The sequence below is a fragment of the Phytobacter sp. genome, from assembly GCF_059074235.1.
Map to the genome: position 1 here is coordinate 1,328,651 of NZ_JCACPZ010000008.1, position 21,944 is coordinate 1,350,594.

19 protein-coding genes are annotated in these 21,944 nt (G+C 51.7%); 8 read left to right on the forward strand and 11 right to left on the reverse strand.

Annotation, left to right across the window (positions count from 1 at the left end; translation table 11 throughout):
* Window positions 1–22: 22 nt before the first annotated feature.
* From mtgA to mnmL, 4 genes are all read right to left on the reverse strand, one after another.
* Window positions 23–751 (reverse strand): monofunctional biosynthetic peptidoglycan transglycosylase, encoded by a 729-nt coding sequence (gene mtgA / locus AC5JPW_RS24230; RefSeq protein WP_494243760.1) that lies wholly within the window; start codon window positions 749–751, stop codon window positions 23–25.
* On the reverse strand, window positions 748–1,401 hold the full coding sequence (gene elbB, locus AC5JPW_RS24235) for an isoprenoid biosynthesis glyoxalase ElbB (RefSeq protein WP_494243761.1): 654 nt from the start codon (window positions 1,399–1,401) through the stop codon (window positions 748–750). The genes mtgA and elbB overlap by 4 nt, the downstream gene beginning before the upstream one ends.
* Before the next feature lie 232 nt (window positions 1,402–1,633).
* Entirely contained in the window at window positions 1,634–3,967 is a 2,334-nt protein-coding gene (arcB, locus tag AC5JPW_RS24240) for an aerobic respiration two-component sensor histidine kinase ArcB (protein ID WP_494243763.1), read from the reverse strand.
* A gap of 96 nt (window positions 3,968–4,063) precedes the next feature.
* Entirely contained in the window at window positions 4,064–5,008 is a 945-nt protein-coding gene (mnmL, locus tag AC5JPW_RS24245) for a tRNA modification radical SAM protein MnmL/YtqA (RefSeq protein WP_494243765.1), read from the reverse strand.
* Between the two features lie 670 nt (window positions 5,009–5,678).
* On the opposite strand from mnmL, the gene gltB reads away from it, so the two are divergent.
* Together gltB and AC5JPW_RS24255 are read left to right on the forward strand one after the other, a co-directional pair.
* Window positions 5,679–10,139, forward strand: coding sequence for a glutamate synthase large subunit (gene gltB, locus AC5JPW_RS24250; protein ID WP_494243767.1), 4,461 nt, complete (start codon window positions 5,679–5,681; stop codon window positions 10,137–10,139).
* Window positions 10,140–10,148: 9 nt separating this feature from the next.
* The gene (locus AC5JPW_RS24255) at window positions 10,149–11,567 is read left to right on the forward strand and encodes a glutamate synthase small subunit (protein WP_494243769.1); all 1,419 of its coding nucleotides are present in this window, start codon (window positions 10,149–10,151) and stop codon (window positions 11,565–11,567) included.
* Window positions 11,568–11,689: 122 nt separating this feature from the next.
* Here the strand turns inward: AC5JPW_RS24255 and sspB are convergent, their stop codons facing one another.
* From sspB to zapE, 5 genes are all read right to left on the reverse strand, one after another.
* Window positions 11,690–12,196, reverse strand: coding sequence for a ClpXP protease specificity-enhancing factor (gene sspB / locus AC5JPW_RS24260; protein WP_494243771.1), 507 nt, complete (start codon window positions 12,194–12,196; stop codon window positions 11,690–11,692).
* Between the two features lie 4 nt (window positions 12,197–12,200).
* On the reverse strand, window positions 12,201–12,839 hold the full coding sequence (gene sspA, locus AC5JPW_RS24265; protein ID WP_458045576.1) for a stringent starvation protein SspA: 639 nt from the start codon (window positions 12,837–12,839) through the stop codon (window positions 12,201–12,203).
* 312 nt (window positions 12,840–13,151) lie between these two features.
* Window positions 13,152–13,544 (reverse strand): 30S ribosomal protein S9, encoded by a 393-nt coding sequence (gene rpsI / locus AC5JPW_RS24270; protein WP_003025138.1) that lies wholly within the window; start codon window positions 13,542–13,544, stop codon window positions 13,152–13,154.
* Window positions 13,545–13,559: 15 nt separating this feature from the next.
* Window positions 13,560–13,988, reverse strand: coding sequence for a 50S ribosomal protein L13 (gene rplM / locus AC5JPW_RS24275; protein WP_123756283.1), 429 nt, complete (start codon window positions 13,986–13,988; stop codon window positions 13,560–13,562).
* 288 nt (window positions 13,989–14,276) lie between these two features.
* Window positions 14,277–15,401 carry a cell division protein ZapE gene (gene zapE, locus AC5JPW_RS24280; RefSeq protein ID WP_494243773.1) on the reverse strand — a complete coding sequence of 375 codons (1,125 nt, stop codon included), beginning with the start codon at window positions 15,399–15,401 and terminating at the stop codon, window positions 14,277–14,279.
* Between the two features lie 189 nt (window positions 15,402–15,590).
* Between zapE and zapG the strand changes: the two genes are divergently transcribed.
* From zapG to degS, 3 genes are all read left to right on the forward strand, one after another.
* A complete protein-coding gene (gene zapG / locus AC5JPW_RS24285; protein ID WP_494243775.1) occupies window positions 15,591–15,989 on the forward strand; it encodes a Z-ring associated protein ZapG in 399 nt (132 codons plus the stop codon).
* Between the two features lie 172 nt (window positions 15,990–16,161).
* On the forward strand, window positions 16,162–17,529 hold the full coding sequence (gene degQ / locus AC5JPW_RS24290) for a serine endoprotease DegQ (RefSeq protein WP_494243776.1): 1,368 nt from the start codon (window positions 16,162–16,164) through the stop codon (window positions 17,527–17,529).
* A gap of 91 nt (window positions 17,530–17,620) precedes the next feature.
* A complete protein-coding gene (gene degS, locus AC5JPW_RS24295) occupies window positions 17,621–18,688 on the forward strand; it encodes an outer membrane-stress sensor serine endopeptidase DegS (RefSeq protein WP_494243778.1) in 1,068 nt (355 codons plus the stop codon).
* 82 nt (window positions 18,689–18,770) lie between these two features.
* Here the strand turns inward: degS and mdh are convergent, their stop codons facing one another.
* Window positions 18,771–19,709, reverse strand: coding sequence for a malate dehydrogenase (gene mdh, locus AC5JPW_RS24300; protein WP_494243944.1), 939 nt, complete (start codon window positions 19,707–19,709; stop codon window positions 18,771–18,773).
* 412 nt (window positions 19,710–20,121) lie between these two features.
* On the opposite strand from mdh, the gene argR reads away from it, so the two are divergent.
* The 3 genes from argR to yhcN (AC5JPW_RS24315) all read left to right on the forward strand — a co-directional run bounded on the left by argR (window position 20,122) and on the right by yhcN (AC5JPW_RS24315) (window position 21,590).
* A complete protein-coding gene (gene argR / locus AC5JPW_RS24305; RefSeq protein ID WP_494243780.1) occupies window positions 20,122–20,592 on the forward strand; it encodes a transcriptional regulator ArgR in 471 nt (156 codons plus the stop codon).
* A 357-nt stretch (window positions 20,593–20,949) separates the two neighbouring features.
* Window positions 20,950–21,213 (forward strand): peroxide/acid stress response protein YhcN, encoded by a 264-nt coding sequence (yhcN, locus tag AC5JPW_RS24310; RefSeq protein ID WP_494243782.1) that lies wholly within the window; start codon window positions 20,950–20,952, stop codon window positions 21,211–21,213.
* Between the two features lie 113 nt (window positions 21,214–21,326).
* The gene (gene yhcN / locus AC5JPW_RS24315; protein ID WP_494243784.1) at window positions 21,327–21,590 is read left to right on the forward strand and encodes a peroxide/acid stress response protein YhcN; all 264 of its coding nucleotides are present in this window, start codon (window positions 21,327–21,329) and stop codon (window positions 21,588–21,590) included.
* Between the two features lie 61 nt (window positions 21,591–21,651).
* On the opposite strand, the gene AC5JPW_RS24320 is transcribed toward yhcN (AC5JPW_RS24315), so the two are convergent.
* Window positions 21,652–21,918, reverse strand: coding sequence for a barstar family protein (locus tag AC5JPW_RS24320; protein ID WP_494243785.1), 267 nt, complete (start codon window positions 21,916–21,918; stop codon window positions 21,652–21,654).
* Window positions 21,919–21,944 lie beyond the last annotated feature (26 nt).

Genomic DNA, 21,944 nt, shown 5'->3' on the forward strand with positions numbered 1-21,944 from the left:
TCTCCTTGCAGAGAGGGCATTATCAATGGAGCTTGTTGCGCTCCAGAAACGCTTCCCCACCTAACTGGCGCATCTGGCGCAGGATCCACGCCTGTCGGCTGCGTACATACCCCGAAGGTGCATCCGCCCGAAAACGGACAGGGTTCGGCAACACTGCGGCGAGAAGTGCCGCTTCCGACATCGTGAGCTTGCTGGCGGGCTTACGGAAATAGCGCTGTGACGCCTCTTCCACCCCAAACACGCCCTCACCAAACTCAGCAATATTCAGGTAGACGGTGAGTATGCGCCGCTTGGTCCAGACCACTTCAGTGGTCAGCGTCAGACCAGCTTCAAGCCCTTTACGAATCCAGCTTTTACCGTCCCACAACAGCAGGTTTTTCACCGTTTGCTGTGAAATGGTTGATGCACCACGAATACGGTTTTCATGTCGCTCATTGTGAGACAAGGCTTTTTCGATGGCACCAAAATCCAGCCCCCAGTGATCCGGGAATCGTTGATCTTCAGCTGCAATAACCGCCAGAGCGGCCCAGGGGGAAATATCATCCATGCTCACCCAGTCTGAATGGGCGACGTAGCTGAAATTCCCCGTCAGCCAGGCCCCTAACTGCCGTTCAACCATGACAGCTGAGAACGGCACTGGCATAAAGCTGAACAGCAGAATGCCACCACCCCAAAAAACTGCCAGAGCCAGTATCACCCGCAGCAATAAACGTTTGAGACGAGTTTTCAGCGGACCTCCCAGTCCCTTCATTCAGCCAGCACCAGCACACGCGCCACTAGCTTTTCGATCCCGGTTGCCGCTTGTGCGATGTTCTCTGCCAGCATGTATGCAGGGGTGGTAACCACTTTATTGTCCTCGTCCACCACGATATCTTCCACGGGACAAGGAACATGCTCAGCCCCCATCTCTTCAAGGACTTCAGCCGTATCAATATCGGTACCGATGGTGATACGCAGAGGGAAATCGAAAATTTTTGGCAGCATAGCAGGGGCAATACAGATAAAACCAAGGGGTTTGCCTGCCTGGTGCATTTCCAGAGCCAGGCGTTTTAAGCCGGCATCCACTTCGCATTCACTTCCCTTACTTGCAAAGTTGCTGAGGTTTTTCGCCGCACCAAATCCACCCGGCACAATCAACGCATCCAGATCGTTTACTGATGCATAGGCGAGTGACTGTATAGATCCGCGTGCAATACGGGCCGCTTCGATTAACACATTGCGGCTTTCGTTCATGGGATCACCGTTAAGATGGTTGATCACATCAGACTGGAGTTTATCGGGAGCAAAACAGACGGCCTCAGCGCCTTCCCGAGCGATCGCAAGGAGTGTCAGGACTGCTTCATGGATCTCCGAACCGTCGTAAACCCCTGCGCCACTAAGAACAACACCGACTTTTTTCATTTTGCTCATCCTTTATGCAACGGCTTTCGATAATTAAATATTTTGATAAGGGCGCTATGCTTCACACATTTCACTGATTGATGTAACAAATCATTTAAGATTTGCTATCTTATGTGCGTGCAGTTCAAATTTTTCAGACTGCGCCCTTGTAAATAAAAAACTATAACATTACGGCGCAGCCACGATTTCCCTGGTGTTGGCGCAGTATTCGCGCACCCCGGTTAATCCGGGGTCATTTTTTTCCAGCGTTTGCTACCCAGGCTTTCAGGACTGCAACATCGTTTGGCCATTCCTGTTTCATCTCATCGATCCATTCACCGACGTTATCCCACCATGCCGGAAGATCCGGAGACTGGATCTGCTGCCCTAACTGTTGCAAATGGCGCAACCCGATCGACCCTGCAGCGCCCTTGATCTTATGCCCCTCTTCCACGATCCCTTTTTGATCTCGGGCCGTCAGGTTTGATTCCAGCACGCTGACATAACCAGGCATCATTTTCTCAAAGACGGCCAGTCCATCGGTAATGAGTTTCGGCCCCACCAGCTCGATGTACTGTTCGAGCATGTCTATATCCAGCAGATTTTGTGATTTGTTATCCATCGCGGTCATCGTCACATCCTCATCATCACAGGTATCCCAGAATTTTTTAATCATGGCAGTTAATGCCGGGACCGCCAGCGGTTTGCTCAGGACGTCGTCCATCCCCGCTTCCAGATACTCGTTTTTATCTTTCAGCACATTAGCGGTCAGTGCAACCAGAGGCGGCAGCTCTTCACGAGCAAACTGACTGGTCAACAGGCGGGAGATATCCAGGCCGGTCATGTCCGGCAACTGAATGTCCAGTAGAACCAGGTCATATTCACCGGGCTGGAACATCTCCAGCGCGGCTTTACCTGTCATGGCCACATCGACACTGCTACCCAGTTTCTCCAGCACAGATCGGGCAACAATAACGTTCAGCTCGATATCTTCCACCAACAGCACATGCAGCGCAGGCAACGGCATATCGTCGTCTTCGAAGGCATCTTCCACCTCTTCCGCCACCGCAGGCGCATGCACGGTCAGGGTGAAGAGGGAGCCTTTGCCGGCCTGGCTGGTGACGACAATATCCCCGCCCATGCTTTTTGCCAGACGGCGGGATACCGCAAGGCCAATGCCGGTACCAGTGGCCGGTTTTCCGCCATGGCTGTCTTTGACCTGGTAATACATGGCGAAGATTTTATCGAGCTCTTCACGAGGAATGCCGATGCCAGAATCCTCCACTTCAAAGTGCAGAATATCGTCCGCATCAAAGCGCACACGCACCGTCACCTGCCCTTCACGGGTAAATTTAACGGCGTTGCTGATCAGGTTCCACAGAATCTGGCGCAAGCGTGTGCCATCGGTCACCACTTTATGCGGCAGCGGTAAAGTCGGCTCCATCACAAACCGTAGCCCCTTCTGGTGCGCCTGCAGACCCGACAGGTTCTCCAGATCCGCCAGGAAGCTGGTGAAATCGATAGGTTGGTTATCGAGTTGGACTTTGCGGCGCTCCATCTTATCCATATCGATAATATCGTTGAAAATATTACCCAGTGTGACGGCTGAAACGTGGATAGTTTTGAGGTATTTCTCCTGCTCGTCGGTCAACTCGGTATCCAGCAGGATCCTGCTCAAGCCCACAATGCCATTCAGCGGTGTACGCAGCTCATGGCTGATAGTGGAGATAAAGGTGGTCTTATCGCGGCTGGCACGCTCCAGGGCGTCCTGATAACGTTTACGCTCGGTAATATCGCGTCCGAAGCCCATGAGCCCGTGACGCTTGCCTACGCGGTCGTAATAGGGGACTTTACGAATTTCAAAACAGGCCTTACGACCATCCGGGTAATCCAGCCACTGCTCATAGGTGAGCGATACGTTGTGACGGAAGACTTTTTCATCCGTTTCAATGACTTTCTCCGATGCTTCAGGAGAATATACGTCCTGAGGCTTCAGATTGATCAACTGCTTCTCACTTTTGCCGGTCAGCAATTCCATCGCCCGGTTGCAGCCAGAAAATTCTTTATCTTCATTGCGATAGAACACCAGATCGGGTGAAGCATCGAGGAAAGAACGTAAAAACGTCGACTGCTGCTCAAGCTGGATTTGCGTCTGCTCGCGTTCCTGCATCTCAATCTTGAGCTGTTCAAAGGTTGCCTGACGCTCAGCTTCGGCTTTTTCGCGATCGGCCATCTCCTGATTGAGCCGGGTGATGTTCTCTTTTAGCTTAACGTTGAGTTTGAGGTCGCGGTCGCGCATCTCTTCCAGCTTATCGACCAACCGTGAGAGGCGCTGGCGCGACTCTTCAAGTTGTTCCACCACCACCGACAGAAAGTAGACCGCCCAGGGCGTGATCAGCAAACCAAAGAAAATCGACCGGATAACGTCGATGTTTTCAACCTGGCCCTGCAACACCATCGTCACCGCCATTTGCACAACGATGGCGAGTACCACCAGCGCCAGTGCCAGTAGCATGGAGAAACGCACCAGGCCGAGCTTCATCATCAGGTCGACGTAATACTGCGCCAGTAAACGAATTTGCTTCATAACGATTTCCTCAAACAAGTCCGCTCAATAATACTCAATTCTGAGCAAGGCGTTGAAGGTTGTGCGAAAAATGCGGTAACGATTGAGGTTTGGCATTCACTCGGGGAATGATTTAGCAGTGTGAGGTACCCAGCATCGTCCCAGCGCCGAGCCCTGAACACCCTGATCATTGAGATAACGATCCAGTTCCACCATGCCCGTCCAGCGATTTTCACACCAGAGCGGAGCTAAAAGGGTTGGACGGCGTGCGCTGGCGGAAATGCGGTGGTAAATCACCTGCGGCGGCGTGTGGCGAATCATCTCACCGGCAGTCAGCGTGTACTCTTCAAGCTCAATACCGTTTAGCCTGCCCGCTTCCCAAGCCTTTGCCATAATGCTGCCTTTTACAATATGCAAAGGGTGCAGCTTTATGCCGTCTACACCCGTCTCCACGACACGCTGGAGCGTTTGCAGACATTCAGCCTGACCTTCGCCCGGCAGACCGACAATAAGATGGCTACAGACCTTTAATCCACGCTCACGTGCCAGCCGGGTGGTGTTCTGGTAGCAGGCGAAATCATGACCGCGATTAATACGGTGCAGGGTTTTATCGTGTGCCGTCTGCAACCCCAATTCCAGCCAGACTTCATAACCTTGATCGTGATATTCACTGAGCAGGTCGAGCACTGCTTCTGGTACGCAGTCAGGGCGTGTCCCGACGCATAAACCCACAATGTTGGCCTGGCTTATAGCCTGTTGATACATGGAACGCAGCACCTGTACTTCCGCCCAGGTACTGGTATAAGCCTGAAAATAGGCAAGATAGCGTTTTGCGCGATTGACCAGATGCGCCTGGTGGGCAAGTTGCTCAGCAATGGAACGGTGCTGCTGCATTTCATCAGCAAAAGAGGCCACGTTGCAGAACGTACAGCCTCCGCGCCCAATAGTGCCATCGCGGTTTGGGCAGCTAAAACCACCGTGTAACGTCAGTTTATGGACTTTTTCACCATAACGGCGGGCAAGATCCCCACCAAACATATTGACTAATTTTTGTAACTGCATAATCTGAAGGGCCGTGCTCTGGAAAGGGCCAAGCCTGCCATTTTTAGCTTTCGACGGCGATGATGTGGATCAATCGCCCGGCAACGCTTTTATTTACTGCATAAAAAGTCAATATTACCGCAATTTCATTCACGCTGATGACAATTACTTTTCCTTATGTTCACAGGATATTTTGCAAAAATACTATCACCCATGCAAAACAGTGTCTTCATACAGCCCCAACCCATATCTCAGCATAAAACTCTGCAAAGTACTCATCAGTTAGTACGGTAACGCAATAAGCGGGCTTTCCGATAGTGAGTCAGATCACAGAACGAAGCGGCTTTCAACTGGGTCCCGACAATGTAAAAAAGGTTAAATGTATTTATATTTCAAATAATTAACTCACCTTTAGCACATTTTTGTATAAATAAGCCTGGCATTTGACCTGAATAAGGATTCCCGATAAGTTGGGAATCCGCTGGAAGCTTTCTGGATGAGCGGTCTGCTCATCATATTTATGCAGTTATTGTGATTCCCTCTTAAGCAAGTCCTCAACACTTGTGTACCGATGCGAAAAGGAAATTAAAGAGGGCGACATTCGAGGCATATGCCCCGTCGCCATGCTCTTTTTGCGCCTGTGCGCGTCGGTCAGGAGGGGGTCCCGTAGAGCCTGGGGAGGTTCACTGATATGTTGTACGATAAATCCCTTGAGAGGGATAACTGTGGTTTCGGCCTGATCGCCCACATAGAAGGCGAACCTAGCCACAAGGTAGTGCGTACTGCCATACACGCACTGGCCCGTATGCAGCACCGTGGTGCAATTCTCGCCGATGGAAAAACCGGTGACGGTTGTGGTTTGCTGCTCCAAAAACCCGATCGTTTCTTCCGTATCGTTGCGGAAGAGCGCGGCTGGCGTTTAGCCAAAAATTACGCAGTTGGCATGCTGTTCCTGAATCAGGATCCAGAAAAAGCCGCTGCTGCGCGCCGCGTTGTAGAAGAAGAGCTTCAGCAAGAGACTCTGTCTATTGTTGGCTGGCGCGATGTGCCAACCAATGAAGGGGTACTCGGTGAAATCGCCCTCTCCTCACTGCCGCGCATTGAACAAATTTTCGTTAATGCCCCGGCTGGCTGGCGTCCACGTGATATGGAGCGCCGTCTGTTTATCGCCCGTCGTCGCATCGAAAAGCGCCTGCAGGAAGATAAAGACTTCTACGTTTGTAGCCTCTCCAATGTCGTGAACATTTATAAAGGTCTGTGCATGCCAACAGACCTGCCACGTTTCTATCTGGATCTGGCGGACCTGCGTCTGGAATCGGCCATTTGCCTCTTCCACCAGCGCTTCTCCACCAACACCGTGCCACGCTGGCCTCTGGCACAGCCGTTCCGCTACCTGGCTCACAACGGTGAAATCAATACCATCACTGGTAACCGTCAGTGGGCGCGTGCGCGTACCTACAAATTCAAGACCCCATTGATCCCGGATCTGCATGATGCCGCACCGTTTGTAAACGAAACCGGCTCTGACTCCAGTTCAATGGATAACATGCTTGAGCTGCTGCTGGCAGGCGGTATGGACATCGTCCGTGCTATGCGCTTGCTGGTGCCGCCAGCCTGGCAGAACAACCCGGATATGGATCCGGATCTGCGTTCCTTCTTCGACTTTAACTCCATGCACATGGAGCCGTGGGATGGTCCGGCAGGTATCGTTATGTCTGATGGTCGCTTTGCTGCCTGTAACCTGGACCGTAACGGTCTGCGCCCGGCACGTTATGTCATCACCAAAGACAAACTGATCACCTGCGCCTCTGAAGTCGGGATCTGGGACTACCAGCCGGATGAAGTGGTTGAAAAAGGCCGCGTCGGTCCAGGCGAACTGATGGTTATCGACACCCGTGGTGGTCGCATTCTGCATTCCGCTGAGACCGATAACGATCTGAAAAGCCGCCACCCGTATAAAGAATGGATGGAGAAGAACGTCCGTCGCCTGGTGCCATTTGAAGATCTGGCAGACGATCAGGTTGGCACCCGTGAAATGGATGACGACCTGTTGTCCAGCTACCAGAAACAGTTTAACTACAGCTTTGAAGAGCTGGACTCTGTTATCCGTGTACTGGGCGAAAATGGCCAGGAAGCAGTCGGCTCAATGGGTGACGATACTCCGTTTGCCGTGCTTTCCAGCCAACCGCGTATCATATACGACTACTTCCGCCAGCAGTTTGCGCAGGTGACCAACCCGCCAATCGATCCGCTGCGCGAAGCACACGTGATGTCGCTGGCCACCAGCATTGGTCGTGAGATGAACGTCTTCTGCGAAGCGGAAGGCCAGGCGCACCGTCTGAGCTTCAAATCACCGATTCTGCTGTACTCCGATTTCACTCAGCTCACCACGATGAAAGAAGAGCACTATCGTGCAGACGTGCTGGACATCACCTTCGACGTGACCCAAACCACGCTGGAAGAAACTGTCAAAGCGCTGTGTGATAAAGCCGAGCAGATGGTCCGTAACGGCACCGTACTGTTGGTGCTCTCTGATCGTGCCATCGCTAAAAACCGTCTGCCGGTACCGGCACCTATGGCGGTCGGTGCGATTCAGACTCGCCTCGTCGATAAGAGCCTGCGCTGCGATGCTAACATCATCGTTGAAACCGCCAGTGCCCGTGACCCGCACCACTTTGCAGTGCTGCTGGGCTTCGGCGCCACCGCCATCTACCCGTACCTGGCCTATGAAACCCTGGCCAAACTGGTCGACAGCAAAGCTATCGAAAAAGACTACCGTACCGTGATGCTGAACTACCGTAACGGCATCAACAAAGGTCTGTACAAGATCATGTCCAAAATGGGCATCTCGACCATTGCCTCCTACCGTTGCTCAAAACTCTTCGAAGCGGTTGGCTTGCATGAAGATGTGTCCGGGCTCTGCTTCCAGGGTGCGGTCAGCCGCATCAGTGGAGCAAGCTTCTCTGACTTCCAGCAGGACCTGCTGAATCTGTCTAAACGCGCCTGGCTGGCACGCAAACCATTGGATCAGGGCGGTCAGCTCAAATACGTTCACGGTGGCGAATATCACGCCTATAATCCGGACGTCGTGCGCACCCTTCAACAAGCGGTGCAAAGCGGTGAGTACAGCGATTATCAGCAGTACGCAAAACTGGTGAATGAGCGTCCGGCTGCGACCTTGCGCGACCTGCTGGCGATCACACCTAACGGCGAAACTGTCAGCATTAACGACGTAGAGCCAGCAAGCGAACTGTTCAAACGCTTTGATACCGCAGCGATGTCTATTGGCGCACTCAGCCCGGAAGCCCACGAAGCACTGGCAGAAGCAATGAATAGCCTCGGCGGCTTCTCCAACTCTGGTGAAGGTGGTGAAGATCCGGCACGCTACGGCACCAATAAAGTGTCGCGTATCAAACAGGTTGCCTCGGGTCGCTTTGGTGTGACCCCGGCTTACCTGGTCAACGCTGACGTGATTCAGATTAAAGTAGCCCAGGGCGCGAAACCGGGTGAAGGCGGTCAGTTACCGGGTGATAAAGTCACGCCGTACATCGCTAAGCTGCGTTATTCCGTTCCGGGTGTGACCCTGATTTCACCGCCACCGCACCACGATATTTACTCTATCGAGGATTTGGCGCAGCTAATTTTCGACCTTAAACAGGTCAACCCGAAAGCCCTGATCTCCGTGAAGCTGGTCTCTGAACCTGGCGTCGGCACCATCGCGACGGGTGTGGCAAAAGCCTACGCTGACCTGATTACTATCGCAGGTTACGACGGCGGTACGGGTGCAAGCCCGCTCTCCTCCGTCAAATACGCGGGCTGTCCCTGGGAACTGGGTCTGGTGGAAACCCAGCAGGCGCTGGTGGCCAACGGTCTGCGCCACAAAATTCGGCTGCAAACCGATGGGGGTCTGAAAACAGGCCAGGACATCATTAAAGCGGCTATCCTCGGTGCAGAAAGCTTCGGCTTCGGCACTGGTCCAATGGTGGCGCTGGGCTGTAAATACCTGCGCATTTGTCACCTGAACAACTGCGCAACCGGTGTGGCGACTCAGGACGAAAAACTGCGTAAGAACCACTACCACGGCCTGCCGTTCAAAGTGACCAACTACTTTGAATTTATCGCCCGTGAAGTGCGTGAGTTAATGGCGCAACTGGGTGTGAAACGTCTGGTCGATCTGATTGGCCGTACTGACCTGCTCAAAGAGCTTGACGGTTTCACCGCCAAACAGCAGAAACTGGATCTGTCGAAACTGCTGGAAACGGCCGAACCGCATCCGGGTAAAGCACTGTTCTGTACTGAGAACAACCCGCCGTTTGATAATGGCGTGCTCAATGCTCAATTGCTGCAGCAGGCAAAACCGTTTGTGGACGAACGCCAGAGTAAAACCTTCTGGTTTGATATCCGCAACACGGACCGTTCTGTCGGTGCATCACTGTCTGGCTACATCGCCCAGTTCCATGGCGATCAGGGCCTGGCAGCTGACCCGATTAAAGCGCACTTCAGCGGTACTGCAGGCCAGAGCTTCGGCGTGTGGAACGCAGGCGGCGTTGAGCTGTACCTGACTGGCGATGCCAACGACTACGTCGGCAAAGGCATGGCAGGTGGTCTGGTGGCAGTACGTCCGCCAGTAGGTTCAGCTTACCGTAGCCACGAAGCGAGCATCATCGGCAACACCTGCCTGTACGGTGCAACCGGTGGTCGTCTGTACGCCGCAGGCCGTGCGGGTGAGCGTTTCGGTGTGCGTAACTCCGGTGCGATTACCGTGGTTGAAGGTATTGGTGATAACGGCTGCGAATACATGACCGGCGGTATCGTCTGTATCCTTGGCAAAACGGGCGTCAACTTTGGCGCAGGTATGACGGGCGGCTTCGCCTACGTACTGGATGAAGACGGCGAATTCCGCAAACGCGTGAACCCGGAACTGGTGGAAGTCCTGAGCGTCGATGACCTCGCTATCCACGAAGAACATCTGCGCGGTCTGATCACCGAGCACGTACAACATACCGGTTCTTCACGTGGTGAAGAGATTCTGGCGAACTGGCCGACCTTCTCAGCGAAGTTCGCACTGGTTAAACCAAAATCCAGCGATGTGAAAGCTCTGTTAGGTCACCGTAGTCGTTCCGCAGCTGAGCTGCGGGTGCAGGCGCAGTAAGGGGTAGCAATGAGTCAGAACGTATACCAGTTTATAGACTTACAGCGTGTCGATCCGCCAAAGAAACCGCTGAAGATCCGTAAAATTGAATTTATTGAGATTTACGAGCCATTTTCGGAAGGCCAGGCCAAGGCGCAGGCAGATCGCTGCCTCTCCTGTGGTAACCCGTACTGCGAGTGGAAATGTCCGGTCCATAACTACATCCCGAACTGGCTGAAGCTGGCTAACGAAGGGCGTATTTTTGAAGCCGCTGAGCTGTCGCACCAGACCAACACCCTACCGGAAGTCTGTGGACGCGTTTGCCCACAAGACAGACTGTGTGAAGGTTCCTGTACGCTGAACGACGAGTTCGGCGCGGTGACCATCGGTAACATCGAGCGCTACATCAACGATAAAGCGTTCGAAATGGGCTGGCGTCCGGATCTGACCGGCGTGAAACAGACAGACAAACGCGTGGCGATCATCGGTGCCGGTCCGGCCGGTCTGGCCTGCGCGGACGTGCTGACCCGTAACGGTGTCAAAGCCGTCGTGTTTGACCGTCACCCGGAAATCGGTGGCCTGCTGACCTTTGGTATCCCGGCCTTTAAGCTGGAAAAAGAAGTGATGACCCGTCGTCGCGAAATCTTCACCGACATGGGCATCGAGTTCAAACTGAACATCGAAGTGGGCCGTGACGTCCAGCTCGATGACCTGCTGAAAGATTACGACGCCGTGTTCCTGGGCGTGGGGACTTATCAGTCAATGCGCGGTGGACTGGAAAACGAAGATGCCGATGGCGTGTTTGATGCGCTGCCGTTCCTCATCGCCAACACCAAGCAGATTATGGGCTTTGGTGATACGCCTGAAGAGCCGTACACCAGCATGGAAGGTAAACGCGTTGTTGTTCTGGGCGGTGGTGATACCGCAATGGACTGCGTACGCACCTCTATCCGTCAGAATGCGAAGCACGTTATCTGTGCGTATCGCCGTGACGAAGAAAACATGCCGGGTTCCCGTCGTGAAGTGAAAAACGCGCGTGAAGAAGGCGTGGAGTTTCAGTTCAACGTGCAACCACTGGGTGTTGAAATCAACGCCAACGGTAAAGTCTCTGGCGTGAAAATGGCGCGCACTGAGATGGGTAAACCGGACGAAAAAGGCCGTCGTCGTGCAGAAATCGTGGCAGGTTCCGAGCATGTGGTACCGGCAGACGCAGTAGTGATGGCGTTTGGCTTCCGTCCTCACAGCATGGAGTGGCTGGCGAAGCACAGCGTTGAACTGGATTCTCAGGGTCGTATCATTGCGCCGGAAGGCAACGAAAATGCGTTCCAGACCAGCAACCCGAAAATCTTTGCTGGTGGCGACATTGTCCGCGGCTCTGATTTAGTGGTCACGGCGATTGCCGAAGGTCGTAAAGCGGCTGAAGGCATCATGAACTGGCTGGAAGTGTAACCCGCCAGGGTTTTGAGAAAAAAAGCCGGATAAATTAATTATCCGGCTTTTTTTATTCTGTCAGGAGACTGGCAGGAAATAATGACATAAAAAAAGCAGGGCCTGATGGCCCTGCCTGGAGATTACTTCACGACGCGTAACGAAGGACGTCCACCGCGCGGCGGAGGATCATCATCAGGATCGTTATCGTCAGCATGGTCAGGTTTATCGCCATCAATCACAGACATTACCGATGTGACCGTCTCGTTTTCCGGGAGGGTTACATCGTCGTCATCGTTGAGGCTGGCCACGTCTTCGTCGTAGGCAACTTCCGGCTCAAACATCGTACCAGCACCGTTTTCACGCGCATAAATCGCCAGAACAGCCGCCAGTGGCACGGAAACCTGACGCGGGACACCGCCAAAGCGCGCGTTAAAACGCACTTCGTCATTGGCCAGCTCAAGATTACCCACTGCACGAGGCGCAATGTTCAGAACGATTTGCCCGTCACGCGCATACTCCATCGGCACGCGCACGTCCGGCAGCGTTACGTCCACCACCAGATGCGGAGTGAGCTGGTTATCCAGCAGCCACTCATAAAATGCCCGCAGCAGGTAAGGACGACGCGGTGTCAGTTGCGACAAGTCCATTCAATTAACCCCGGCCAAGGCGCATCTCGCGCTCAGGCTCAGTCAAAGAAGCGAGGAAGGAGTCACGCTCAAATACACGTGTCATATACCCTTTCAGCTCTTTGGAACCTGCACCGCTCAGCTCAATACCGAGAACCGGTAAACGCCAAAGCAACGGTGCCAGATAGCAATCGACGATGCTGAACTCATCACTCAGGAAGTACGGCTTCTGACCGAATACCGGAGCAATCTGCATCAGCTCTTCACGCAGTTGGCGACGTGCATTATCCGCCTGCGCACCGGTGCTGTTCTTGATGACTTCCATCAAGGAGTACCAGTCTTTCTCAATACGATGCATGTACAGGCGGCTTTCGCCACGCGCTACCGGATAAACCGGCATCAGTGGTGGATGCGGGAAACGCTCATCCAGGTATTCCATGATAATGCGTGATTCCCACAAAGTGAGCTCACGATCGACTAAGGTCGGTACGCTTTGATTCGGGTTGAGGTCAATCAGATCCTGAGGAGGATTATCCTTTTCCACGTGTTCAATTTCGAAGCTGACACCTTTTTCGGCCAGCACGATACGGACCTGATGGCTATAGATATCAACAGGACCAGAAAACAGCGTCATTACCGAACGTTTGTTGGCAGCGACAGCCATGAAAACCTCCAGGTATATTCAGAATTTTACTGCTACCAGACTGACTGCGACTGGCCAGATGTTAGTTAGCTACCCACTCGCACCGTCACTCCTGTTCAAAAAACAAACAAAAAATGAACAATCCCAGGCATTTGGGCAGAAAATTGGATGATAGTTTACCAGATTTTGCAGGCTTTGTGGTGAGGGGATTCCGGAAATGCTGAAAAAGAAGAGGGAATCAACTCGTTGCTGTGGATAACGTGATTTTTATCCATAAAAAAACCCGGCATAAACCGGGTTTTTCGCCAATCGTTCTGCTTGCGCAGAAACAAATTAACGTTTGGAGAACTGAGGACGACGACGTGCTTTACGCAGGCCGACTTTCTTACGTTCAACCTGACGAGCATCACGAGTAACGAAGCCAGCTTTACGCAGTTCGCCACGCAGGGACTCATCGTACTCCATCAGAGCGCGGGTGATACCGTGACGGATCGCACCAGCCTGACCAGAGATACCACCACCTTTAACGGTGATGTACAGATCCAGTTTCTCAACCATGTCGACCAGTTCCAGCGGCTGACGAACTACCATGCGGGCAGTTTCACGACCGAAGTACTGTTCCAGAGAACGTTGGTTGATAACGATTTTACCACTGCCCGGTTTGATGAAAACGCGAGCTGCGGAACTTTTGCGGCGACCAGTGCCGTAGTATTGATTTTCAGCCATTGCCTATAATCCCGATTAGATGTCAAGAACTTGCGGTTGCTGTGCCGCGTGGTTGTGCTCGTTACCCGCGTAAACTTTCAGTTTACGGTACATAGCACGACCCAGCGGGCCTTTTGGCAGCATGCCTTTAACCGCGATTTCAATCACACGCTCAGGACGGCGGGCAATCATCTCTTCAAAGGTCGCTTCTTTGATACCACCGATGTGGCCGGTGTGGTGGTAATACATTTTGTCTTCGCGCTTGTTGCCGGTTACAGCAACTTTTTCTGCGTTCAGGACGATGATGTAATCACCAGTATCAACGTGCGGAGTGTATTCCGCTTTATGCTTACCGCGCAGGCGACGAGCCAGTTCGGAAGCCAGACGGCCCAGAGTTTTACCGGTCGCGTCAACAACATACCAGTCGCGTTGTACGGTTTCTGGTTTAGCTGTAAAAGTTTTCATTAAAAGCTTACCCAAATAAATAAGTTACACGTTGGTGAACACCCAAACGTTTAGTCAGTTGAGGCTCACACGACAAAGTCCGGCAAACCTACCCCTTCGAATAGCCTATGCCAGCACATAGAAAGTTTTGGGAAAAAACCTTCTCGTAACGTGGGGTCGCAAGATTATAGAGAAGTCGAGGTCAAAGATCGACCCCTAATTGTGATTCGAAGCGGGTTTTTACGCGTGAGAGAAGTGCGGGATGATCCCCTCATCCCCAGCCCTTCTCCCACGGGGAGAAGAGAACACTTATGGCATATGCTGGCGCTTGAGATACTCCTCGCTCTGCATCTCCTGCAGGCGCGACAGACAACGCTGAAACTCGAACTTCAGCCGTTCACCCTGGTAAATCTCATACAAAGGTACTTCGGCGCTCACTACCAACTTCACATGACGCTCATAAAACTCATCCACCAGTGCGATAAATCGCCGTGCTTCACTCTCCATAAGCGGAGACATCACCGGCACATCAAACAGCATCACCGTATGAAACAGACGCGACAGCGCAATATAGTCATGCTGGCTACGGGCATCGACACACAAAGTGGTAAATGAAACCGCCAACGTCTGATTCTCGACACCCAAGGTCGCCAGAGGTCGATGATTGATGTCCAGAGTTGGTGCGCTGCTTCGCGGGGTTCCCGCCAGCGCCTGCCACAACTTGTCCATTTGCTTTGCCGTTTCGTCATTCAACGGCGAAAGCCAAAGATGCGCCTGTGTCAGAGTGCGCAGGCGATAATCCACCCCCGCATCCACATTCATTATGTCGCAATGCTGCTTAATGGCGTCAATTGCGGGTAAAAAACGCGCCCGTTGCAAACCGTTACGATAAAGTTCATCAGGTGGAATGTTTGATGTCGCCACCAGCGTAATGCCGCGTGCAAAGAGGGCTTTCATCAGTCCACCGAGCAGCATGGCATCCGTAATGTCTGACACAAAGAACTCATCAAAACAGAGCACATCCGTTTCTACTTTGAAACGATCGGCAACAATCTCGAGTGGGTCACTATGCCCTTGTAATACTGAAAGTTCCTCATGAACACGCAGCATAAAACGGTGGAAATGGAGCCGCTGTTTACGCGTGCCCGGCAGGCTCTGATAGAAGAGATCCATCAGCCAGGTTTTGCCACGTCCCACGCCACCCCACATATACAAACCGCGAACAGGGACTTGTACTGCGACTTCACGCTTGCCTAAAAATTTACCAAATTTCGCCATCAAACCGCCGCGTTCTGGTGCCGGTGCTTCTTTGGTCACAATCTGTTGATAAATTACATCCAGCCGGGCAACAGCAGCTTTTTGTACATCATCCGGTTGATGGCTACCCTCGTTCAGGGCATTGATATATCGCGATGTTGGGGAAAGACTCTGCATATTGTTAAAGTTGTTCCTTGAAAATCGATCCTGCCCACAGGGTTGACCAAAAAAAGGTCGCTCTACCCTACGCGATGCCGCGCCGGGATTCCACTTCTGCGCGATTAGCGGTTATAGTGGCATAATCAGGCGCAGGCAAGGAGCTTGCAGCCACCACCCTACGGAATCATAAGACAATGGGAGAAGTACATGACCTGGGAATACGCGCTAATTGGGTTAGTTGTCGGTATCATAATTGGTGCCGTGGCCATGCGTTTTGGAAACCGGAAATTGCGTCAGCAACAGGCTTTGCAATACGAGCTGGAAAAGAACAAAGCTGAGCTGGAAGAATACCGCGAAGAGTTGGTAAACCACTTCGCACGCAGTGCAGAGCTGCTGGATAACATGGCCGATGATTATCGCCAGTTGTATCAGCATATGGCGAAGAGTTCTACCAGCCTGCTGCCAGAAATGTCAGCAGAAGAAAACCCGTTCCGCAACCGTCTGGCTGAGTCTGAAGCGGGCAACGATCAGGCACCGGTGCAAATCCCTCGCGATTACTCCGAAGGTGCATCCGGTCTGCTGCGAGCCGGTGCAAATCGTAAGTAACCCTCTTTTACACTGCATTTTTAACGGGCGCACATGTTGCGCCCGTCCCGTCTTTACAAACCCAGCTATTATTTAGTCATATCCGCATTGTTACCGGGTTGAAATTTCAATAACATCAAACTGTTTTACGTCGTTTTCCTCCTTTCACTTTAGGTTACGAGAGCCAGCATCAATGAAGAAACAAACCCTGCTGTTGAGTGCGTTAGCGTTAAGTGTCGGGTTATCTCTCTCGGCACCCATCCAAACCATGGCGGCAATGCCGTCGCAGGTTCCGGGCCAGGGGGCGCTGCCAAGTCTGGCGCCTGTGCTGGAGAAAGTGTTGCCTGCGGTTGTCAGCGTGCAGGTGGAAGGTACGGCGGTACAGGGTCAGAAAGTCCCTGACGAACTAAAAAAATATTTTGGTGAAGAAATGCCCGACCAGCAGGCTCAACCTTTCGAAGGGCTCGGGTCTGGCGTCATCATTGATGCAGCAAAAGGCTATGTGCTGACCAACAATCACGTCATTAATCAGGCACAGAAGATTAATGTCCAGCTCAACGATGGGCGCGAATTCGAAGCCAAATTGATTGGTGGCGATGACCAGAGCGATATCGCGCTGCTGCAACTGCAAAATCCGACGAATCTGACGCAAATCGCTATCGCCGACTCGGACAAACTGCGCGTAGGTGATTTCGTTGTGGCGGTAGGTAACCCGTTCGGACTGGGCCAGACCGCAACCTCCGGGATCGTTTCTGCGCTAGGACGCAGTGGCCTTAATCTTGAAGGGCTGGAAAACTTTATCCAGACCGATGCCTCCATTAACCGCGGAAACTCCGGTGGCGCATTATTAAATCTGAACGGTGAGCTTATCGGGATTAACACGGCCATCCTCGCTCCCAGCGGGGGCAGCGTCGGCATCGGCTTTGCCATCCCAAGCAACATGGCACAGACGCTCTCTTCGCAATTGATTCAATTTGGCGAAATCAAGCGCGGCCTGTTAGGCATTAAAGGCACCGAGATGAGTGCTGATATTGCCAAGGCCTTTAACCTCAACGTACAGCGCGGCGCGTTTGTCAGCGAAGTGCTGGCGAATTCAGGCTCGGCAAAAGCCGGTATAAAATCGGGTGATGTGATTGTCAGCCTCAACGATAAACCGCTCAGTAGCTTTGCAGAACTGCGTTCGCGCATCGCAACAACGGAACCAGGCACCAAGGTGAAACTGGGCCTGCTACGCGACGGGAAGCCGCTGGATGTTGAGGTAACGCTGGATAAAAGTACCTCGTCGTCTGCAAGTGCAGAGCTGATCTCCCCAGCCCTTCAGGGAGCATCGCTCAGTGATGGCCAGCTTAAAGATGGCACCAAAGGCATTAGCATTGAAAATGTTGAGAAAAGTAGTGCTGCAGCTCAGGCCGGGTTACATAAAGATGATGTGATCATCGGCATCAACCGTACGCGCGTGCAAACCATTGCCGAGCTACGAAAACTGCTGGAAACTAAACCAGGTGTCATTGCCCTGCAAATCATTCGCGGCAATGAAACACTTTATCTATTGCTACGTTAAGCAAATGCGAGCCCGGACATCACCGCTGCGTGTGATGTCCGGATAACTCATGCTATGCTGCTGCCGATCCCTTAACAACGACGCCTGCATCATGTTTTTGAAGTTCTTACGTTCGATAGTACTCGGTTTAATTGTCGGTGGTCTGATCCTCGCCGCCGTGCCCTCACTACGCCAGAAAATTACTTTCTCGACGCCGCAGTTCGATAGCTCTGGCGAAACGCCTGCCAGCTATAATCCTGCCGTTCGTCGTGCAGCGCCTGCGGTGGTGTACGTTTATAACCGGGGCCTGAACAATTCGTCGCATAATCGGCTGGAGATTCGCACGCTGGGCTCTGGCGTTATCATGGATCAGCGCGGATATATCGTAACGAACAAACACGTGATCAACGATGCCGACCAGATCATTGTTGCCTTGCAGGACGGTCGTGTGTTTGAGGCCTTGCTGGTGGGTTCAGATGCACTTACCGATCTGGCCGTTCTCAAAATCAACGCCACAAATGGTTTACCGGTGATCCCCATTAACACCCATCGCGTCCCGCATATTGGCGATGTCGTGCTGGCAATCGGTAACCCTTACAACCTCGGGCAAACCATCACTCAGGGCATTATTAGCGCCACGGGGCGAATCGGTTTAAACCCAACGGGTCGGCAGAATTTTCTGCAAACAGACGCCTCCATCAACCACGGGAACTCCGGTGGCGCGCTGGTGAATTCACTCGGCGAACTGATGGGCATCAACACGCTATCCTTTGACAAAAGTAATGATGGCGAAACGCCGGAAGGTATTGGGTTCGCGATTCCCTTCCAGCTCGCCACGAAAATCATGGATAAACTTATTCGTGATGGCCGTGTGATCCGTGGCTACATCGGCATTGGTGGCAGAGAGATCGCCCCGTTGCACACGCAAGGTGGCGGGATTGATCAACTGCAGGGGATTGTCGTGAACGAAGTATCACCGGATGGTCCGGCTGCTCAGGCGGGTATTCAGGTGAATGATGTGATTGTCTCGGTGAACGGCAAGCCCGCTATTTCGGCACTGGAAACCATGGACCAGGTTGCAGAGATTCGTCCGGGCTCAGAAATTCCGGTAGAGGTGATGCGCGAAGACAAAAAACTCAAGCTTCAGGTGACTATTCAGGAATACCCAGCGACCAACTAGCGACATAAAAAAACCGGAGCGCATGTGGCTCCGGTTTTTGCTCACCCCTGATGGCAAACGGCGCACCAGGTGGCAGCGGTTATCATTTATTAACGAAGTCTTCGCCGAGTTGAATATCTTTTTTCAGCGTATCTAACATCCCTTCTAATGCCTGCTGTTCAAATGCACTGAGTTTGCCAATTGCCTGGCGTTCTTCAATGCCGCTTTTACCCAGCAGCAGCGGTTGGGAGAAGAAACGCGCATGCTGCCCGTCGCCTTCAACATACGCACATTCGACCACGCCTTTTTCGCCTTGCAGTGCACGAACCAGGGACAACCCAAAGCGCGCCGCCGCCTGACCCATAGAGAGTGTTGCTGACCCGCCACCCGCCTTCGCTTCTACCACTTCGGTACCAGCATTTTGAATGCGTTTTGTGAGATCAATAATTTCCTGCTCAGAGAAACTGACGCCAGGAATTTGTGACAACAATGGAAGAATAGTGACACCAGAGTGCCCGCCCACGACGGGGACCTCAATATCCGACGGCTGCTTACCTTTGAGCTCAGCCACGAAGGTATTCGAGCGAATGATGTCCAGGGTGGTGACCCCAAACAGCTTATTCCTGTCATACACACCCGCTTTTTTCAGCACTTCTGCAGCAATGGCAACCGTGGTATTGACCGGATTAGTGATAATACCAATGCACGCTTTAGGGCAGGTTGTCGCAATTTGCGCGACAAGGTTTTTCACGATACCCGCATTGACGTTAAAGAGATCGGAGCGATCCATACCCGGCTTACGGGCAACCCCCGCAGAGATCAACACAACGTCAGCACCGTGCAGCGCAGGCGTAGCATCTTCACCAGAAAAGCCTTTGATTTTAACAGCAGTAGGAATATGGCTGAGGTCAACAGCAACCCCAGGGGTTACAGGAGCAATATCATACAGAGTGAGTTCTGAACCTGAAGGCAGTTGTGTTTTCAGTAGTAGAGCTAACGCCTGGCCAATGCCACCAGCTGCGCCGAGGACTGCAACTTTCATCATAAACTCCTTATTATGGTTAGCTAAATATTTCGTTACTCCGTTGCGGCGACCTTAATTCACCCTGATAATTATGGCATCATGCAAACCAAAATTCTGCGGCACGGCACGCTTTTAAAATATTATAATGGGCTTTTACGATCGACTGACAAACAAACTCAGCAATTAACACTAAGTGTTTACAATATAGACTCGCCAACCATCAAAACAACACCAATTACATAACATTTATTTTACTTTTGCTTAAATTTGCGACACATGACACAAGCAGATTTTGTCCCACCATAATGGGCTTCAATAAAATTTGTGTCTTTAATAACAGTATTTTAGATATTTCCACGGTAGATTATTTGCATAAAAATTCATCCATATGCATAATAATGTAGTTTTCATGACCTTATACGGGTGACTTATGCGAAGCTCGGCAAAACAAGAAGAATTAGTTAAGGCGTTTAAGGCGCTGCTTAAAGAAGAGAAATTCAGTTCTCAGGGAGAGATTGTGTCGGCGTTGCAAGAGCAGGGCTTTGACAATATTAACCAATCCAAAGTCTCCCGGATGCTGACCAAATTTGGTGCGGTACGCACGCGTAACGCCAAAATGGAGATGGTATATTGCCTGCCTGCTGAACTTGGCGTGCCCACCACGTCAAGTCCGTTGAAAAATTTGGTGCTGGATATCGACTACAACGCGGCCGTTGTGGTGATTCATACCAGCCCAGGCGCAGCTCAACTGATAGCACGTTTGCTGGATTCCCTGGGCAAAGCGGAAGGGATCCTTGGCACCATTGCAGGTGACGATACTATTTTCACCACCCCGGCTAACGGTTTCACCGTTAAAGAACTCTACGAAGCCATCCTGGTCTTGTTCGAACAAGAGCTCTGATCGCCCCCTCCCCTCGCGACCTGCGAGGGGAAAACCCACCTTTCAAATCATTTTTTTGCCATCGACCTGCCATTCTTTTGACACATAGTGCGATTCTCCCCCCGCAATTCATTCACCTCAAGAATGGTTTCGCACAAATAATCAAAGAGACCTATCCATATGATTTACATATATTAAATTAAAACACTTACGAATTTTTATACGCTATTTGATATAAAAAATGATTTCCTTACCACTTATTTACGATTGAAATAATTAGTCTGGTATTAATTTTCTGGGTTATTAGTGTATACTTGATTTTGTGATGAGGGTCACGAAACAAGACTCTCCGAAAGAAAATATGACGAGGCAAATATCATGAATATCAAAACTACTGTTGCAGCACTGAGTGTTCTTTCTGTTCTCTCTTTTGGCGCATTCGCTGCTGACTCCATCGGTGCCGATCAAGCACAAAACCGTCAGTCAATCGGCACTATTTCGGTAGGCGGTGTAGCTTCTTCTCCGATGGATATGCGTGCAGAACTGAACAAAAAAGCAGAAGAACAAGGCGCTTCTTCGTATCGCATCATCGAAGCTCGTACCGGTGATAGCTGGCACGCCACTGCTGAGCTGTACAAATAAGCTGTATTGAAAGCCCCTGTATCAACAAACCTGTAATAGATATCGCTCAACGGTACCAGGCATAAAAATAGCAGTTCAACCCTTCTAGCCGTTGGGATGTGAGGAGAAAGACTATGAAACGTAACACAATCATCGCTACCCTTGGTTTAGCTTCACTGCTGTCATTTGGCGCGAGCGCCGCAACACAAGTGTCTGCTGACCAGGCGCAAAACCTGCAATCTCTGGGCAGTGTTTCTGTCTCCCAGACTGCCAGTTCCCCAATGAGTATCCGTGAGCAACTGTCGGCGAAAGCTGACCAGGCGGGTGCAGCGAGCTATCGTGTCATCGAACTGCAAGAAGGTGATACCTGGCACGCCACAGCCGAACTGTATAAATAATCCCTCGTCGTATATGTCCTACGACTTGCCCCTGCAGAGCAGGGGCTTTTTTATGTCTGAATTAGCGTAAGTTAAAGCGTAATTGCCCTTCCAGCTCTTCCTCTGCTTCATCAAATAACAAGATTAATGCACCAAACCGTCGACGAAGTTTTTCTGGCAAATGGATAAATTCAATCTCCAGCGGCAACGGTAGTTCATTGGTTACCACGATCCAGAGTGAATCCAGGTCGCTAACCTTGTCACGCTCAAGTGAAAACTGGCGGGAAAAATCACGAAAGAACGCGGTTTGATCGTCTATTTCATCAAAATCAAAAGTATAGATATTCATTATCCGCCATCCTGCCAAAGAAAGGG

Bases quoted from the DNA above. Each gene is read 5' to 3' on its own strand.
- mtgA (WP_494243760.1), bottom strand. From the start codon at position 751: ATGAAGGGACTGGGAGGTCCGCTGAAAACTCGTCTCAAACGTTTATTG.
- elbB (WP_494243761.1), bottom strand. From the start codon at position 1,401: ATGAAAAAAGTCGGTGTTGTTCTTAGTGGCGCAGGGGTTTACGACGGT.
- arcB (WP_494243763.1), bottom strand. From the start codon at position 3,967: ATGAAGCAAATTCGTTTACTGGCGCAGTATTACGTCGACCTGATGATG.
- mnmL (WP_494243765.1), bottom strand. From the start codon at position 5,008: ATGCAGTTACAAAAATTAGTCAATATGTTTGGTGGGGATCTTGCCCGC.
- gltB (WP_494243767.1), top strand. From the start codon at position 5,679: ATGTTGTACGATAAATCCCTTGAGAGGGATAACTGTGGTTTCGGCCTG.
- AC5JPW_RS24255 (WP_494243769.1), top strand. From the start codon at position 10,149: ATGAGTCAGAACGTATACCAGTTTATAGACTTACAGCGTGTCGATCCG.
- sspB (WP_494243771.1), bottom strand. From the start codon at position 12,196: ATGGACTTGTCGCAACTGACACCGCGTCGTCCTTACCTGCTGCGGGCA.
- sspA (WP_458045576.1), bottom strand. From the start codon at position 12,839: ATGGCTGTCGCTGCCAACAAACGTTCGGTAATGACGCTGTTTTCTGGT.
- rpsI (WP_003025138.1), bottom strand. From the start codon at position 13,544: ATGGCTGAAAATCAATACTACGGCACTGGTCGCCGCAAAAGTTCCGCA.
- rplM (WP_123756283.1), bottom strand. From the start codon at position 13,988: ATGAAAACTTTTACAGCTAAACCAGAAACCGTACAACGCGACTGGTAT.
- zapE (WP_494243773.1), bottom strand. From the start codon at position 15,401: ATGCAGAGTCTTTCCCCAACATCGCGATATATCAATGCCCTGAACGAG.
- zapG (WP_494243775.1), top strand. From the start codon at position 15,591: ATGACCTGGGAATACGCGCTAATTGGGTTAGTTGTCGGTATCATAATT.
- degQ (WP_494243776.1), top strand. From the start codon at position 16,162: ATGAAGAAACAAACCCTGCTGTTGAGTGCGTTAGCGTTAAGTGTCGGG.
- degS (WP_494243778.1), top strand. From the start codon at position 17,621: ATGTTTTTGAAGTTCTTACGTTCGATAGTACTCGGTTTAATTGTCGGT.
- mdh (WP_494243944.1), bottom strand. From the start codon at position 19,709: ATGAAAGTTGCAGTCCTCGGCGCAGCTGGTGGCATTGGCCAGGCGTTA.
- argR (WP_494243780.1), top strand. From the start codon at position 20,122: ATGCGAAGCTCGGCAAAACAAGAAGAATTAGTTAAGGCGTTTAAGGCG.
- yhcN (WP_494243782.1), top strand. From the start codon at position 20,950: ATGAATATCAAAACTACTGTTGCAGCACTGAGTGTTCTTTCTGTTCTC.
- yhcN (WP_494243784.1), top strand. From the start codon at position 21,327: ATGAAACGTAACACAATCATCGCTACCCTTGGTTTAGCTTCACTGCTG.
- AC5JPW_RS24320 (WP_494243785.1), bottom strand. From the start codon at position 21,918: ATGAATATCTATACTTTTGATTTTGATGAAATAGACGATCAAACCGCG.